The organism is Frigidibacter sp. (assembly GCF_030695035.1).
Classification (GTDB): domain Bacteria; phylum Pseudomonadota; class Alphaproteobacteria; order Rhodobacterales; family Rhodobacteraceae; genus Frigidibacter.
The window spans coordinates 1-15,319 of the sequence record NZ_JAUYTT010000010.1 but is presented as its reverse complement, the minus strand read 5'-3'; the positions used below and the strand labels follow the sequence as shown (position 1 = coordinate 15,319).

9 protein-coding genes are annotated in these 15,319 nt (G+C 62.7%); 7 read left to right on the top strand and 2 right to left on the bottom strand.

The features are described 5' to 3' along the window. Positions 1 to 384 precede the first annotated feature (384 nt). Both Q8S30_RS09225 and Q8S30_RS09220 read right to left on the bottom strand, forming a co-directional pair. Complete coding sequence (locus Q8S30_RS09225; protein ID WP_305665733.1) at positions 385 to 531, bottom strand: hypothetical protein; 147 nt, start codon at positions 529 to 531, stop codon at positions 385 to 387. Positions 532 to 584: 53 nt separating this feature from the next. Next, a complete protein-coding gene (locus Q8S30_RS09220; protein WP_305665732.1) occupies positions 585 to 4,928 on the bottom strand; it encodes a chemotaxis protein CheB in 4,344 nt (1,447 codons plus the stop codon). Positions 4,929 to 5,678: 750 nt separating this feature from the next. On the opposite strand from Q8S30_RS09220, the gene Q8S30_RS09215 reads away from it, so the two are divergent. The 7 genes from Q8S30_RS09215 (at position 5,679) to Q8S30_RS09185 (ending at position 15,005) form a co-directional block, all read left to right on the top strand. Next, positions 5,679 to 6,263: a response regulator transcription factor gene (locus tag Q8S30_RS09215; protein ID WP_305665731.1), complete on the top strand. Its 585-nt coding sequence runs from the start codon at positions 5,679 to 5,681 to the stop codon at positions 6,261 to 6,263. 163 nt (positions 6,264 to 6,426) lie between these two features. Next, positions 6,427 to 7,743 carry a nucleotide sugar dehydrogenase gene (locus Q8S30_RS09210; RefSeq protein WP_305665730.1) on the top strand — a complete coding sequence of 439 codons (1,317 nt, stop codon included), beginning with the start codon at positions 6,427 to 6,429 and terminating at the stop codon, positions 7,741 to 7,743. 1 nt (position 7,744) lies between these two features. After that, the gene (locus tag Q8S30_RS09205) at positions 7,745 to 9,208 is read left to right on the top strand and encodes a glycosyltransferase (protein WP_305665729.1); all 1,464 of its coding nucleotides are present in this window, start codon (positions 7,745 to 7,747) and stop codon (positions 9,206 to 9,208) included. A gap of 23 nt (positions 9,209 to 9,231) precedes the next feature. Then, positions 9,232 to 10,308, top strand: coding sequence for a hypothetical protein (locus tag Q8S30_RS09200; RefSeq protein WP_305665728.1), 1,077 nt, complete (start codon positions 9,232 to 9,234; stop codon positions 10,306 to 10,308). 2 nt (positions 10,309 to 10,310) lie between these two features. Next, positions 10,311 to 11,759, top strand: a complete 1,449-nt coding sequence (locus Q8S30_RS09195) for a sugar phosphate nucleotidyltransferase (protein ID WP_305665727.1) — start codon at positions 10,311 to 10,313, stop codon at positions 11,757 to 11,759. After that, a complete protein-coding gene (locus tag Q8S30_RS09190) occupies positions 11,752 to 13,242 on the top strand; it encodes a right-handed parallel beta-helix repeat-containing protein (protein ID WP_305665726.1) in 1,491 nt (496 codons plus the stop codon). The genes Q8S30_RS09195 and Q8S30_RS09190 overlap by 8 nt, the downstream gene beginning before the upstream one ends. A 593-nt stretch (positions 13,243 to 13,835) precedes the next feature. After that, complete coding sequence (locus tag Q8S30_RS09185; RefSeq protein ID WP_066813816.1) at positions 13,836 to 15,005, top strand: IS110 family transposase; 1,170 nt, start codon at positions 13,836 to 13,838, stop codon at positions 15,003 to 15,005. Positions 15,006 to 15,319: the final 314 nt, after the last annotated feature.

The window sequence follows — 15,319 nt, the reverse complement described above, 5'->3', positions numbered from 1 at the left end:
GCCGCTTGTGCGCATCTGCGCATAGGCCAATGACCCGCGCCCTGTTCCAGATCAACTGAGCAGGTCTTTTCCGTCGAGCAAACAGGTGGGCACCCTGAAACGCGGAAGCCCCCGCAGGGGCTCTGCAGTCTTGACTCAGCGGACGTGCATGGAATTGTTTTTACATGATGATTTTGTTGCGGGATGTTGATTTGAACACCGTTTCCGGCAAGCAAAGTACAAAATTATCTTCCGCTAGCTCGAGGGATAACTGCGATATCCGGACGAAACTCAGTCGTTTCTTTCTTTGACCAAACTGATCACACGCGAGGGGTCGACTGATCCAGTCCGCTGTCAGCACGATCTGATCCGCGTCGGTCTGGGCGGGCGTCACACCAAGCAGCGTCACCGCGCTGGCCCCGCCGGTGACGGTATCGGAAGGTCGGCCCTGATGGTGCCGTCGCCGTTGCCGCCGGTCACGATGTCCGCGATTTGGACGCCGCGCACAAGCTCGAAGGGTTCCCGCGCGTTGCGGTCAATAGCGTCGATCATATCCCGGCCTTTTCAGTTCTCCGGTAATAATTCAAGCGGTTGAGCGGAAGCCGCTAATCCATCCGCCACCCGGCGGCAATGGCGAGCCGGACCAGTTCCGGCAAGGATGCGGCCCCTGTCTTGCGCATGACCGCCGCCCGGTGGTTTTCGACCGTGCGCTGGTTGATCCCAAGATCCGCAGCGATGACCTTGTTCGGGGTACCGCCGAGAACCCTGACCAAGACATCATGTTCTCGCGGGGTAAGGTCTGCCAGCGAGACCTGAGCAGCCCGTCTTGAGGCAGCGCGCAAACGCTGGTCGGTTGAGCCTTCGACGGCGCGCAGGACACTGGCCATAAGATCCGCGGCCCTCGCCGGTTTCTCGATCAGGTCCGCCGCACCTGCCTTCATCGCACTGACTGCCATCGCAATATCGCCATGCCCGGTCAGCACCACGGCGGGCAAGGTCGAACGCTCGGCCCGCAACACCTCCAGCAGGGCCAGCCCGTTCATGCCGGGCAGCACGCCATCGACCACAAGGCAAGCCCCGGGCGGCGGGCGCGGCGCTGCAAGGAACGCCTCGGCAGAGGGATGCGTGACGACGGTCCAGCCTTCAGCTTCGAACAGATGCCGCGTGGTGGCACGGATCATCGGATCGTCATCCACAACGTGCAGTACCCTGTGATCCGCGGCCGCAGGTCCGGGCAGTCCTGACAGCTTGGCTGCGCGGGACTCCTGCAGCAGACCCGAAATGCGCTCCAGCAAGACCTCTGGGGCAACCGGCTTGGAGATCTGGTTGAACGAGGTTGCAGAGATGCATTGCAGCGTCGCGGTCGTGATGTCCCCCGTCAAGATGATGGTCGGCACACTCCGGTTCAGCACGCCCGGGAGATCCAGCGCCAGGGACACCCCGGACGCAGCGCCAAGAAGATCGGCATCCGTCAGCAGAAGGTCCGGCGGCTCTGCAGCTTTTGCCGCCCATGCCAGGGCATCGTGGGCCGTGGCCTTGGCGATGACGCTGTGCCCCTCGCCCTCCAGCAGTTCAACCAGCAAGCCGCGCAGATCGTCATGGTCCTCGACCAGCAAGATGGTTCCGGTCTGCCGGACGCCGGGCCCCCTCATAGGCGCAGTCCCTTCGGGAGCAGGCAGCCCTTCCGCGACGACGGGCAGCGTGATCATGAACGCCGAGCCTTTCCCCACTGTCGATTTCAGGCCAAGCGGATGGTGCAGCAGCTTCGCCAGCTGCTGGACGATCGACAGGCCCAGCCCGAGGCCCTGCCTTGGAAGATGCGCCGAGGCTTCGCCCTGATGATAGGCGTCGAAGATCGCACCGCGATCTTGCTCCGGCACGCCGATACCCGTGTCACAGATCTGAACCGTCACATGATCGCGCTGCCTGCGGCACCCGATCAAGATACCGCCCTTGACCGTGTATTTCAGCGCGTTGGAGAGCAGATTTCGCAGGATCTGCTCCAGCAGCTGCGGATCGGTCGCCACCCAGGCGCTGCTGGGGACCAGCCGAAGCCTCAGCCCTTTCATCGCGCAGAGCGGCGCGAACTCGTCGGCGAGCCTCTGCAGCAGCGGTGCGATGGCAATGGACACCACCTGCGGGCGCACGATGCCGGATTCGATGCGGTTCACGTCGAGCAGGGAATCCAGCATGTCGGTCATTGACTCCAAGGTACGGTCCAGCAAAGCCGCAAGCCGCGCAGCCTCGACTGTGTGCCGCCCGCGCGCCATCAGGCCATGCAGCAGGGCCAGCGACTGCAGGGGTTGACGAAGATCATGGCTGGCGGCGGCCAGAAACCGGGATTTGGCGGTGGTCGCGCGGTCGGCCTGACGCTTGGCGGCGACAAGGGCTGCATGGGTGCGCTTGCGTTCCGTGATGTCGATAAACGTGATGACCACGCCTTCGACATGCCCGTCATCGGTACGGTAAGGCTGGATCCGGCGCAGGAACCAGACATCCTTGGCCCCGGAAATCTCGCGCTCCACCGGTTCTGACGAGTGCAGCACGGCTGCAGCGTCGGCAGCCAGATTTTCGTCCGTGGACAAGGCTGCCAGATCGGCGAGCGGGCGGCCGATATCGGTTGCAATCACGCGAAACACCGTGCGGGCCCGCGGAGTGAAGAACCGGATGTTCAGGTCGGCATCCAGGAACAGCGTCGCCACATCGGTGCTGTAGAGCACGTTCTGCAAATCGTTGGCTGTCGTGCGGTGCCGCTCCAGTGTTTCCTGCAACTGAGCGTTGAGGGCGGTCAATTCCTCGTTCAGCGCCTGAAGCTCTTCTTTCGAGGCCAGAAGCTCTTCGTTGGTGGACTGGAACTCCTCGTTGACCGAAAGGGCTTCGGCGGTATCGGCCGCGTGCGCCTCTACCTCCAGTTCCAGATCGTGCAAGGCATCGCGCAGGTCCTTGCGTGTCTCATCAAGGGTGGCTTCAAGTTTGGCGATCCGCGAGGCATCATCATCGGTTTCCGGATCGGCAGACCGCTCGGGCAACAGGGCCCGCGCCACTGGCACGAAACAGGCCAGCAAGAGCTGTTCCGCGCCGGAGGATACGGACCGCAGTTCGATGTTGAACCGGCCATCATCCGCCGGGTGGCCAGGGACGATGACGAAGGGGTTGGCCGCATCGCATTCCGCGGCCGCGACCCGGAACCGAGCGCGCAGGGTCTTGGGCAACATGCCAAGAATTCCAGGGTCGGGGTGGCCCCGCGTCACGCTCAGAAACCGCTCCGTCGGGCCAAGAAGATACAGACAGTCCAGCCGACGGTTCAACAGCACGGCAGCCGGCGCATAGTTGTCCAGAACGATCCGCCGGCACAGGTCTTCCAGGTCTGTCCGGCGGCTGGCCTGCAAAGGCGTATTGGCAGGCTTGCCGATCCGTGCGCCCGATTTGACCTGAAGACTTCCAGAGCGGTCTGGCCCGATACAGCGCCAAAGCCGCAGGTTCTTGTCGAGAGCTTCGAACCGGCTGTTCGCGGGCCCAGGCGTTTCTGCCGCCCCAAGAAGCAGCAGGCCTCCCTGCTGCAACGCGAAGCTGAAGAGCCCGATGACCTGGCTTTGGGCCGCGGGTTCCAGATAGATCAGAAGATTCCGGCAGGACACCAGATCCATCCGCGAAAACGGCGGGTCGGACAGCAGGTCGGCCACTGTAAAGACAATCACATCGCGCAGTTCCGACCGAACCCGCCAACCGCCGTTCTCGGCCCTGAAGAACCGTGCCAGGCGCGCTGCGGAAACTGCGTTCTCGATTGCAGCCGGATAGAACCCCTCCCGCGCCAAGGCGACTGCATCCGCGTCTATGTCCGATGCAAAGACCTGAAGTCCAGCCGGGAACCCGGCAGCTTCGACCGCCTCGAGACAGAGCATCGCCAGGCTGTAGGCCTCCTCGCCCGTGCTGCAGCCGGCGACCCAAATCCGCAAGGGTCTGTCAGGGGGCAGTGTTGCGATCAAGCCCGGCAGCGCAGTTTCCGCAAGATAGAGGAAGACGGCAGGATCCCTGAAAAAGCTGGTGATGTGGATCAGCAGATCTGCCGAGAGCTGTGCCAGTTCCGCTGGGTCCGCAATCAGAACCGCCAGATAGCGTTCCGCTTCTGTCAGGCCGCAGCCCGCGAGTGCCATCCGGCGAGCGATGCGGCGGTGAATGGTGCCGGTCTTGTACAGCGAAACATCCTGTGGTGCGGTTTTCGCCACAAGGGCGATGATGGCATCCAGCTTGTCGTTTGGCTCTGCCAGCGCGACTATCGGTTGCGGGCCGTTCCCGGCCGCGTCTTCGACTGCCTCGGTGACGCCGCTACCCTTGGCGCGCGGGGGGGCCGCACTTGGTTCCGCCGCCAGTTTGGCAAGAACTTCCGGCATGTCGCTGACCTTCAGGACTTGATCGACGAACCCGGTACCAATCGCGCTTTCCGGCATGCCCGGATAGCCCGCTTCTTGAGGATCCTGCGCAAGGATGACCCCGCCTGCCCGGTGGATGGCCCCCAGCCCGCCGCTGCCATCAGCCCCTGTACCGGACAGGATGATGCAGGCGAGCGGAGAAGGCGGATTCTTTGCCAGCGACTGCAAGAGCACGTCGAACGGCAGTCGCACTGCCTTGCCGACGTGCGGCGCGGCCGCATGGATGATGCCGCCCTTGACGGTCAGAAAGACCCCCGGCGGGATGATGTAGAAATGCGCGGGCCGCAGCACCATGCCATCCGCAGCCAGAACAACACTCAGTGACGTGTCGCGGGCAAGGAGGTCGACCATCATGCTGTCATGCGAGGGATCCAGATGCAGGATCAGCACAAACGCCGCCGGGATGTCGCCGGGGAGCACCTTCAAGAGCGCGCTGCACGCTTCCAGCCCGCCCGCCGATGCCCCGATGGCGATGACCGGCAAGTGATCAATGGGGGCCACGCCACGCTTTGCCGACATCGCCTACTCCTAAAATGGCTAACAGCCGACAGCTCATGCAAGCCAGCGCCAGCCCCGCCTGTCGGATGGCTCATCACAATTCGAGTACCGCGCAAACAACCTGTATCAGCATTTCCGCGGGGCAAACACTTATATTGCTAGGCGCTGCACCCTCGTTGAACACCCGACGGCGACGTCGAATCTGTGCGGGCGATCGCCCTTCTCCGCTTGTCTGAGTAGAATCCGATCCTATCGGAGGCACCCAGAGATAGATAACATCATAACGCAACGTAGCTTTTCAAATCTCACGTCAGAGATAATGAATGCGCTTGCCGAAACGACGCCATTCGAGCGGAGATCGGGGCTGCCTGACGTCAATTCCGCTGCCGCTACTCCCGAGGATGACAGCCGTCACTGGCGACGCGCCGAAGGGGACATGGCACCACGACGGTATGAACCCACCACGGTCAGGGCCATGGTTGCGTTCGCGACCAAACATCGCACGAAGCCTTTCGTAGACAAACGTTAATGTGACCCAAAACCCGGAACTTATCCCATAGCCAACAGTTCTTGACGTTGCGAGATTGCTGATCGCCCTCGTTGGGACGAAAATCAATCTAAGTAGCTGTGCCTAGCCAACAGTAGTCAAAAGTCCAGGGCGCAGAAATTGCGCCCTTAAAACGTAGCAAGTTCAGCCCTTAGGCGGTAGCAATGTCACGACACCCTAGAAGAATCGTCATATCGGATCTGAATCCCGTCCTCGCCGACGGAATGCGGATAATTCTGCAGCACGATGCATTTCTCAGTGACTTTACAATCATATCACTCACCGAAACGGATCCTGGGGCGCTGGCCAGGATTGCACCCGACATCCTGATCGTCGATCCTTGGCCAACGCTCTACCCAAGCGAAAGTCCGGCCGAGGCGTTTGCGGGACTTGCTGCGACGACCATGCTGATTGGCTACTGTCACGGTATCACCTCTATACAGGCGCGGTCCCTCATCTTGGCGGGCTTCCGCGGTCTGATACCGAAAACCCTGCCAAGTCATGATCTTGCCAGAATAATCATCGCAGTGATCTGCGGCGGGGTCTATCTGCATGACAGCTTTTCCGAAAAGGAGCTCCAGATCGTTTCGGTGACCGACCACCGGGACGATGCCACTGACCTGTCGGACCGCGAAGCTGAAGTCCTGCGGCATGTCGCTCTCGGCAGTTCGATGAAAGAAATTGCAAATCTGCTGCAGATCAGCACCAAGACTGTAGATACCTACAAGAACCGCGCGAATCAAAAGCTCAATCTCCGGTCCCGCTCCGATATCGTCCGCTATGCCATTCAATCGGGATGGATGAACTGAGAGGTGGCAGCTCGCCTTTAGGCTGAATGTGTTCATGTTTTCCTGACAAGAACTCCCGTTTTTCTGACAATGCTGCAGACACACTCAAGGTTATAGCTGCAGTGCAGAACAAGGAGCCGGCCGAATCAAGCCGCTTGCTCTTTCCTTACGGGAGTAATGATGAATGGCCAATATATCGGTCTTTGGAATCGGTTATGTCGGCGTCGTTTCGGCGGCATGTCTGGCGCGCGACGGACACGCTGTCATGGCGGTGGATATTGATCAGAACAGGGTTGACGTGATCAATTCCGGCCGGTCACCCATTGTGGAAAATGGCCTTGACGACCTTATTTCAGATGCGGTGGAAACCGGACATCTGATTGCAACGCTGGACGCCGAAGCTGCTATCCTTAATACAGATGCCAGCTTCGTCTGCGTGGGAACGCCCAGCAATGCCGACGGGTCTGTCGGGCTTTCCTACGTGAAGGGCGCTTGCGAAATCATTGGCCGTGCAATTGCCAAGAAGTCAGCTTTCCATTCGGTCATCATCCGGTCGACCATCGTACCGGGGACAATGGAGAGCGTCTGCATTCCCGCACTCGAGGCGGCCTCGGGTCTGAAGGCCGGTGTCGATTTCGGTGTCGGATATTATCCGGAATTCCTGCGCGAAAGCACCGCGATCGCAGACTATGACAACCCCGGGTTGATCGTCTTTGGCGCGCTGGACAAGCCGACCTTCGCGATCCTCAACCTGCTGAACAAGAACATGCCCTGCGTGACCCACGAGGTCGATCTGCGCACCGCCGAGATGGTGAAATACACCTCGAACACCTGGCGCGCCGTGAAGGTCACCTTTGCCAACGAGATCGGCAACATCGCCAAGGCCTGCGGGCTGGACGGGCAATTGGTGATGAAGCTTCTGTGTTCGGACGACAAGGTGAACATTTCGTCCCATTTCATGCGGCCCGGCTTTGCCTTCGGCGGGTCATGCCTGCCCAAGGATGTGCGCGCACTGCAGCAACTCGCCAAGGCGCGCGATGTCGAGGCGCCGCTGATGGCGGCGGTCCTGCAGGCCAATGAGGCCCAGATCGGCCGCGCCGAACGGATGGTCACCGGTAGCGGCAAGAGCGTTGTCGGACTGGTGGGGATCAGCTTCAAGCCTGGGACAGACGATCTGCGCGAAAGCCCCCTAGCAGAACTCGCCTCGCGCCTGATTGCGCAAGGGCATGATGTGCAGGTCTATGACCCGAATGTCAGCACGGCCCACGCCCATGACACGACCGCCGGCCGGGGCAATGACGTCGTTCCCGATCTGCGCGACCGCATGGTTCCGACCATCGAGGCGTTGATCGGCGCGTCGGACATCCTGCTGATCGGCAACACCTATCCCGAGGCGGTCAGCCCGTTGCAAAAGGCGATGGCCAGCCAGCCGATGGTTGACCTGACGCGACTTCAGGCCGGTGTCGTGTCGAACGGCGCCTATCAGGGCATCTGCTGGTAGGATGCAGATCCTCGGTCACATCCTTTATCTGCTGGTTCTGGTAACCCTGCTGGCAGCCATACCTGCGACCGCGCTGGCGGGGGCCGAGGGCGCCATCCTCGTTCTGGGGGTGATCGGGCTCTGGCGGTATAGCTGGGCGGCGATCAATTTCAGCCGCGCCCTGTGGTATCAAGGCCTTGCCTATCCGCGCCTTCGTCGCAAGGCAGAGGCGGCCTATGGAGAACGGGCGCGGCCGGCCCACGCCTATTTCCTTGTGACAAGCTACAAGATCGACCCCGAGGTGACGAGCCGGGTCTATCGCTCGGTCTTCGAGGCCGCCGCCTCATCAGCCGGTGGCGCGACCGTTGTTGCCTCGGTCGTGGACGGCGCGGATCTTCGTTTGGTGAGATCAGTTTTCTCGCTGATGCGAACCGACATGTCCCGCGTTCGCCTCCTGGTTGACCAGATCCCCGCAACCGGCAAGCGCGACGCGCTGGCCAAGGCGCTGCGTATCATCACCCGGCAAGCGCCGTCCTGGCGGGACATCGTGATCCTAGTGGATGGTGACAGCTGCGTGCCGGCCGATATCGTCGCGCGGTCAGCGCCGTTCTTCTGCGACCCGGCGGTGGGCGCCTTGACCACAGACGAAAGCGTCGAAATCACCGATGCTCCGGTGTTCCGCGACTGGTTTGCGCTGCGCTTCACGCAGCGGCAGATGATGATGTCGTCGATGGGTCTCAGCGGCCGCGTGCTGACCCTGACGGGGCGCATGTCGGTGTTCCGCGCAGACCTTGCCACCGATCCCGGCTTCATCCGGCAGGTGCAGAGCGACTACATGGACCACTGGCGCCTGGGCCGGGTGGATTTTCTGACGGGTGACGACAAGTCGACCTGGTTCTGGCTGCTGAAGAACGGCTACCGGATGCTTTATCTCCCGGATGTGCAGACCGTCTCGATGGAACGCCAGCCGCTGCCGGGCTTCATCGAGTCCGCCGTCACGTTGATGGTTCGCTGGTTCGGCAACATGATGCGAACCAACGGGCGCGCCTTGGCGCTGCCGGCCTCGCGGATCGGCGTCTTCACCTGGTGGTCGCTGCTCGACCAGCGGGTTTCGGTCTGGACAACCCTGGCAGGCCCGCTGGGTGTGCTGCTGACAGCGATCCTGGTCAGCCCGGGCATCTTGCCGGTCTATCTCGCCTGGATCATGGCCACCCGCTACGGGTTCTGCATGGCCCTGTCGCTGTTCCGGGGCGGCGGCTTCCCGATCAGCTACCCGATCTTGCTCTACTTCGGGCAGATCACCGGGGCAGCGGTCAAGACCTTCGTCATGTTCCGCCTCGACCGGCAACGCTGGACGCGCCAGTCGATCTCGGCCCCCGCTCGCCCCCGCACCGCGCGGCTCAGCGATGCGCTGTCTTCCTATGTCCACGTCCTTTCGCTCGGCTGGCTCACACTCGGTGTGCTGTTCATCTCGGGCCTGCTCTGAATTTCGCCAAAAAAGGAAATCCCATGGAACCGGCTGTACGTCTGAATGCGGCTCACGAGCCCGCCACCTTGCCTGCACGCAACGATCATCCTGTGGTCGAAATCCCGTTCACCGCCGTGATTGACGGGCGGCTTTTCCGGGGGCGGGGTCTGTCGCTCGTGGCAGCCTATGTCACGGGGCTGATGGACCCGCAGGCGATCAATGCCGCGCGCATCGTCCGGCTGGTGTTCCAGTTCGACGGATTTTCCGTGACATTGGTGGTCGAAGCCGATGTGCGCGACAGTGGTGACGGGTCGGGCGTGGCTGAACTCAGCTTCATCCACCCGACCGGATCGCATCTACCGCAGTTGCGCCATATCCTGAATGCCTTCATCGCAGGGGATCTCGTCGATCTGGGGCAAACGCTTGCGGTTGCGGGCGCCGCGGCACCGAAGGGGCCAAAGGCGCAGACATCCGTCGAAAGCCGCCTGTCGCCGCGCCGCCTGGCCGGCGGAATCGGTGTCGGGTTGCTGACGGTTGCGCTGCTCGGTGTCTCGGGAACGATGGCCTATCAGCGACTGTTCGTCACCCTGGTGCCGACATTGGGGCAAGTCGTGACGACCGGCGAGGTCATGCGGGCCACCGCAACCGGCCAGATCGTGTTTCTGAACCTCGAGGCCGGCAAGGGCGAGGTCGCAATGGCGATCCAGGCGGCCTCGGGTGATGTGCAAAGCCTGCTCATGCCCTGCGATTGCGTCGTCACAGCGACTGGTATCCGCGAAGGATCAACCGTCTTGCTGGGCGAACCTGTTGCGCAGCTGAAGTCCGACGCGGACCAGACCGTCATCTCGGCAGCAATCCCGCAAGATATCCTGTTCGATCTGGTCCGGGCGGACCATGTCAACCTGACCTTCCCGGACGGGACCACGGCCGAGGCACGGCCCGTGAACGGTGCGTTCCCCCAAGGGAGCGAGGCGGTGACATTGCTGCCCGCCACGCCGCTTGACGCCGCGCGCATCGGCCAGCCGGTCGAGATCCGGATCCTGCGCAAAGCCGGGCCTTTTGGCAGCTTCTATGAAGCACTCGCCGGCCGCGTCGGCGCTTTCGTGCGGGGGGCCTGATCATGGCGGCCATTCATCCCCTCATCTTGTGCGGCGGCATGGGCTCTCGCCTTTGGCCGATGTCGCGCATGGATCAGCCCAAGCAATTCCAGCCGGTCAACGGCAAGGGAAGCCTGACCTATTTCCAGACCACGGTGCTGCGCCACCGCGGCGCGCTGTTCAACGATCCGATCATCGTCACCAACATTGCCCAATCCGCGCTGGTGCGCCAGCAACTGGCCGAGATCGACATCGAAGGCTTTGTCATCGGCGAGCCGGTGGGCCGCAACACCGGCCCCGCAGTGCTTGCCGCCGCCCTGGCCATCCTGCCCGAAGACCCGGAAGCGATCCTGCTGGTTCTGCCCTCGGATCATATCATCGTCGGTGACATCAACCTGACCGTCGGCCGGATGCAACCGGCCGCCACCGATGGCCGGATCATTACCTTCGGCATCACCCCCGCCTATGCCGAGGCGGGCTATGGCTACATCATGGATGGTGGCAAGGTCGCCGCCTATGACGGCCTGCACGACGTCGCCCGGTTCATCGAAAAACCCTCGGTCGAGATTGCGCAGCACCTGATCGACAGCGGGGACGCCTATTGGGCATCGGGCATCAGCATGTTCCGCGGCGACCTGATCTGTGCGGAGTTCCAACGGCTTGATCCACGGACCTTTGCAACGGTTTCCGAGGCGGTGCATGCCTCTGATCGCTCGCCCAAAGGCATGAATCTGGAAGAAACCGCCTTTCGTGATGCGCGGGACGAGCCGACCGAGCGGGCGGTCTTCGAAAACAGCGCCGCCATATCGCTGGCCCCGATCGATGTGAAATGGGATGACGTCGGGGCTTGGGCGTCGGTCTATGACGTCAACACCAAATGCGACGCTGGCAACGTCCTGAACGGCGACGTGATGACGCTGGACACGACGAACTCGCTGATCCGAAGCGATGGCCGCCTTGTGGTCGTGATCGGGATGGATGACCTGATCGTTGTCGATACCAAGGACGCCCTTCTGGTCACTGACCGCAAACATGCCCAGCAGGTCAAACTGGTCGTCGAAAAGCTGAAATCCGGTGGGCGGCGCGAGGTAGTCACCCACCCGTTTCACAATCACGCCTGGGGCGGAATCGAAGCGCTCGACTCCAGCAAGGATTACAAGCTCGAGATTCTGACCCTGCTGCCCGGAGCGACGATGCAGATCAACGGGCATGGCGGGGGCACAAGCTTCCTGGCGGTCGTGTCCGGACAAGGCGCCTATCAGGAAAATGAAAAGCGGCACAACCAGGCCCTTGGTCTTGGCAGCATGCTGACCATCGACAGGCATGTCCAGATCAGCCTGATCAACACGGCTGATTTCGACCTTCGGGCGATCCTGCTGTCAACAACGTCAGATGAAACCGGTGCGACCGTGGCTGTCCCCGGTGGCCTGACGATCATGCCGCCAGAAACGCACGCGGTGGCACATGGCTGATCTGCGCATCGGAGCGTTTCTGCTGATCGGCTGGGTTGTGGCGGCGACATCGCTCGCCGCCGAGCCACGAGACTTCGCCGCAACCTATCGGATGAAAGCCACCGTTGAAGGGTTAAGCGATGCGCTTGCCCCGCGACAGCAGGCGGCCCGCATCGCGGCGGATCTGGGCCTGCCGCCCGTCCGCCACGATCTGCCTGCGCCGGCCCCGATTCCCGACTTTGCGGCAAAGCCGGGGGCCGTTGTCGAACTGGTCGATCTGCGCCTGATCCTGACGCAGATTGCCGTCCAGACCGGCGCGCGTGATCATCAGACGCTGATCCGGGCGCAAGGCGAGCGCGACCACAAGATCATCCTTCTGCGTGGCGGCTTCACGACGCTCCCGCAGTTCGTCGCCTTGTCGCGTGGGACACCGGCGGCGGAGTACGTGACCGAAACCGACGATGGTGTGGTTCTGACACGCCCCTTGGCGATCTGGTCCGATGCAGGCCTGCAGTTGGGCGCCACCGAACTGCTCGTCATGGATCGCCCGGCCGGCAGCTTTCTGACCAATTTCGGCTGGCTTGATCTGCAAGGTGGCCGGGTTTCCGGCACCGAACCAGCCAACGGGGCAGCCCCCGAATTTCGCCCCTTCATCCTGACCGCCGGAGTGGGCCGGTTGACCCTGCGCGAGGCCACCCTGCAGCACTTGGGTTTCGGCGATACGGCCGTGTTCGGCGGCCTCTCTGTCGTGAACAGCGGCCTCAAGTTGCCGCTGTTCCCCTCGCGGATTTCCGGCAGCACACTGATCGATGTCGGCACCCTGTCGCTTCTGGGGACCGAAGGCCCAGTGGTAGCAGACAATCATCTTTCCCACTCGCAAGGCACCGCGATCCTTGTGTCGCGGTCGCGCAAGGCAGTGATCGCGCGCAATACGCTGGTCGATCCGCGAGGGGCGCAAGCCATCCGCATCACCTCTGAATCGCAAGATGTCGCCATCGTCGAAAACTACGTGTCCGAGGGCGCGAGCACAGGCGTGCTGATCGACCAGGACAGCACAGACATCCTTGTCGGCCAGAACATACTCCTAGGTCAGACCTCCACAGGGGTCAGCGTCAGCGACGCATTTTGCGTGCATCTCCGCGCCAACCTGATTGCCAAAAACGGCGGTGCCGGGGTCAGCATCCGCGGATCTGACGCGGTCACGCTCTCGGAAAACGCAATCCTGTTCAACAAGGGCGCAGGCGTTCTGATCCGCGATCAGGCAGCCCAGGCTGTGGCCCGCCTGTCGGGCAATGTGCTGCTCGGTAACCGTGAGGGCTTGCGAGGCGCCACGCCGGGACTGCTGGCGCTGGACGGCAACGATCTGCAGGGCCAGCTGCCGCGCATCTTTGCAGGCGATCTCGCCCCGCTGACGGTCGACTGGCTGCGCAACGGGCAAACCGATATGCCGCTGCCACGCCCCCTCCCCTCCCCCGCGCCTTGCGCCAACCGGGTGCAAGGCTGATGGTCTTTTCCTCCGAGACATTCCTGTTCCTGTTTCTGCCGCTGTTTCTGGCGATCTACTACCTGACGCCCCTGCGCTTCCGGTCGGTGACGATCCTGATCGGCTCCTATGCCTTCTATGGATGGTGGCGGATCGATTTCCTGGGGCTGTTGTTCCTGACAACGCTGTGGACCTACGCGTTTGGCCGGAGCATCGGCGCTGCGAAAACCCAAAGGGCGGCGAAGGTCTACCTGATCATCGGGCTGGCCGGCTGTCTGGCCGTCCTGGGCGTGTTCAAATACCTGAATTTCTTCATCGACAGCTTTGCGCTGCTGTGGGGCACCGATGCCGGCGGCATGGGTATTCACTGGCGGCTGATCCTGCCGATCGGCGTGTCGTTCTATGTGTTTCAGGCGGTCAGCTACCTGATCGACGTCTACCGCAAGGATGCCGTCGCCACCGCCCGGTTCTTCGACTTTGCGGCCTTCATCGCGCTGTTCCCGCAGCTGGTGGCCGGCCCTATCCTGCGGTTCAAGATTCCATGGGCGGTGGACCGCGACCTGCGCTCTGGCAGAGTGGGGTTGCTCATACACCCATCTGCACAGGAGACAGCCATGAACAAGCCTTCCCCCGCGATCATCACGCCAGCCGCGATCCGCACCGATCTTGGCGCGATTTTTGTCTCGTTGGAACTCAGCCGATCACGTTGGGTCGTCACGTCGCTGTCGCCCGGCGGCGCCGAGAAGATGTCGAAGCACAGCGTGCCGGGCGGCGATCTTGCAGGTCTCATGGACCGTTTCCGGCTTCTCGTTGCGAAAGCGAAGGCGCGCACAGGACAGGATTTCCCGATCGTCACCATTCAGGAGGCGGGCCTCGACGGCTTCTGGATCCACCGCGCGCTGGTGAAGGAGGGCATCGAGAGCCATGTCGTCGATCCGGCCTCGATCGCGACCTCGCGCAGGCGGCGGCGCGCCAAGACCGACAGGATCGACGGCGAGGCGCTGGTGCGGGCGCTGTTGGCCTTCAAGCGAGGAGAGCCGCGGGTCTGTGCCATGGTCCGGGCCCCGTCGCCCGCAGAGGAGGACGCGCGCCGGATCATGCGCGAACGCAAGACCCTGACCGGCGAGCGAGTTGCGCATGTCAACCGCATCAAGGGGCTCCTGTTCGCGCAAGGCGTGAGCGGATACGAACCGCTGCGGCGCGATCGTCGCAAGCGGCTGGAAGAGCTGCGAACCGGGGACGGTCGGGAACTCCCGCGGCATCTGACGGCACAGATCCTGCGCGAACTCGATCGGCTGGAGCTGCTGCTGGCGCAGATAAAGGCGGTCGAGGCCGAGCGCGACGCCGAACTGGCGCAGGCCCGCGAGGACGCGCTGCCCGCCTCGGCCGCGCGGCTGCTGGAGATCAGGGGGATCGGCCCTGAATTCGCCACGCTCATTTGGTCGGAGGGGCTCTATCGTCACTTCGACAACCGACGGCAGGTCGCCGCCTATGCGGGCCTGGCGCCGACGCCGTGGCAGAGCGGCGCGGTCGACCAGGAACAAGGGGTGTCGAAAGCCGGCAATCCGCGGCTGCGCACCACGATGATCCAGCTGGCCTGGCTCTGGCTGCAGCACCAGCCGTCATCGGCGTTGACGCAGTGGTTCCGCGACAGGGTCGCGCATCAGGGTGGCCGCTCGCGCAAACCCGCCATCGTGGCGCTGGCGCGAAAGCTGCTGGTCGCACTCTGGAAATACGTCGCCACGGGTGTCGTGATCGAGGGCGCCGCGATGAAACCCGCCTGAGCCTGATACCCTCCTTTCCGAAATTCGACGGGGCCCGATCAGCCTCGCCGGATCCGGGTGGATGAACCGGGCCGGATCCTGGTCTGAAAAGAGCCGTGTTCAAGATTGGTCTCATCCGCCCGAGCCCAGCCCGCCGCAAGCGGAATTCTGGACCGCGCCGACCGCCCGACAGGGTGCCTGCGCGACCGTATGTGAGGTTGATCGTGCCCGGGACCGGGCCGCGTCATGCATTCGGGCTCGGACCTCGGATCCTGAAACACAAGGAGCACCATCATGTGACCGCCAACCGTTGACATCGAAATGCCCATGTGAGG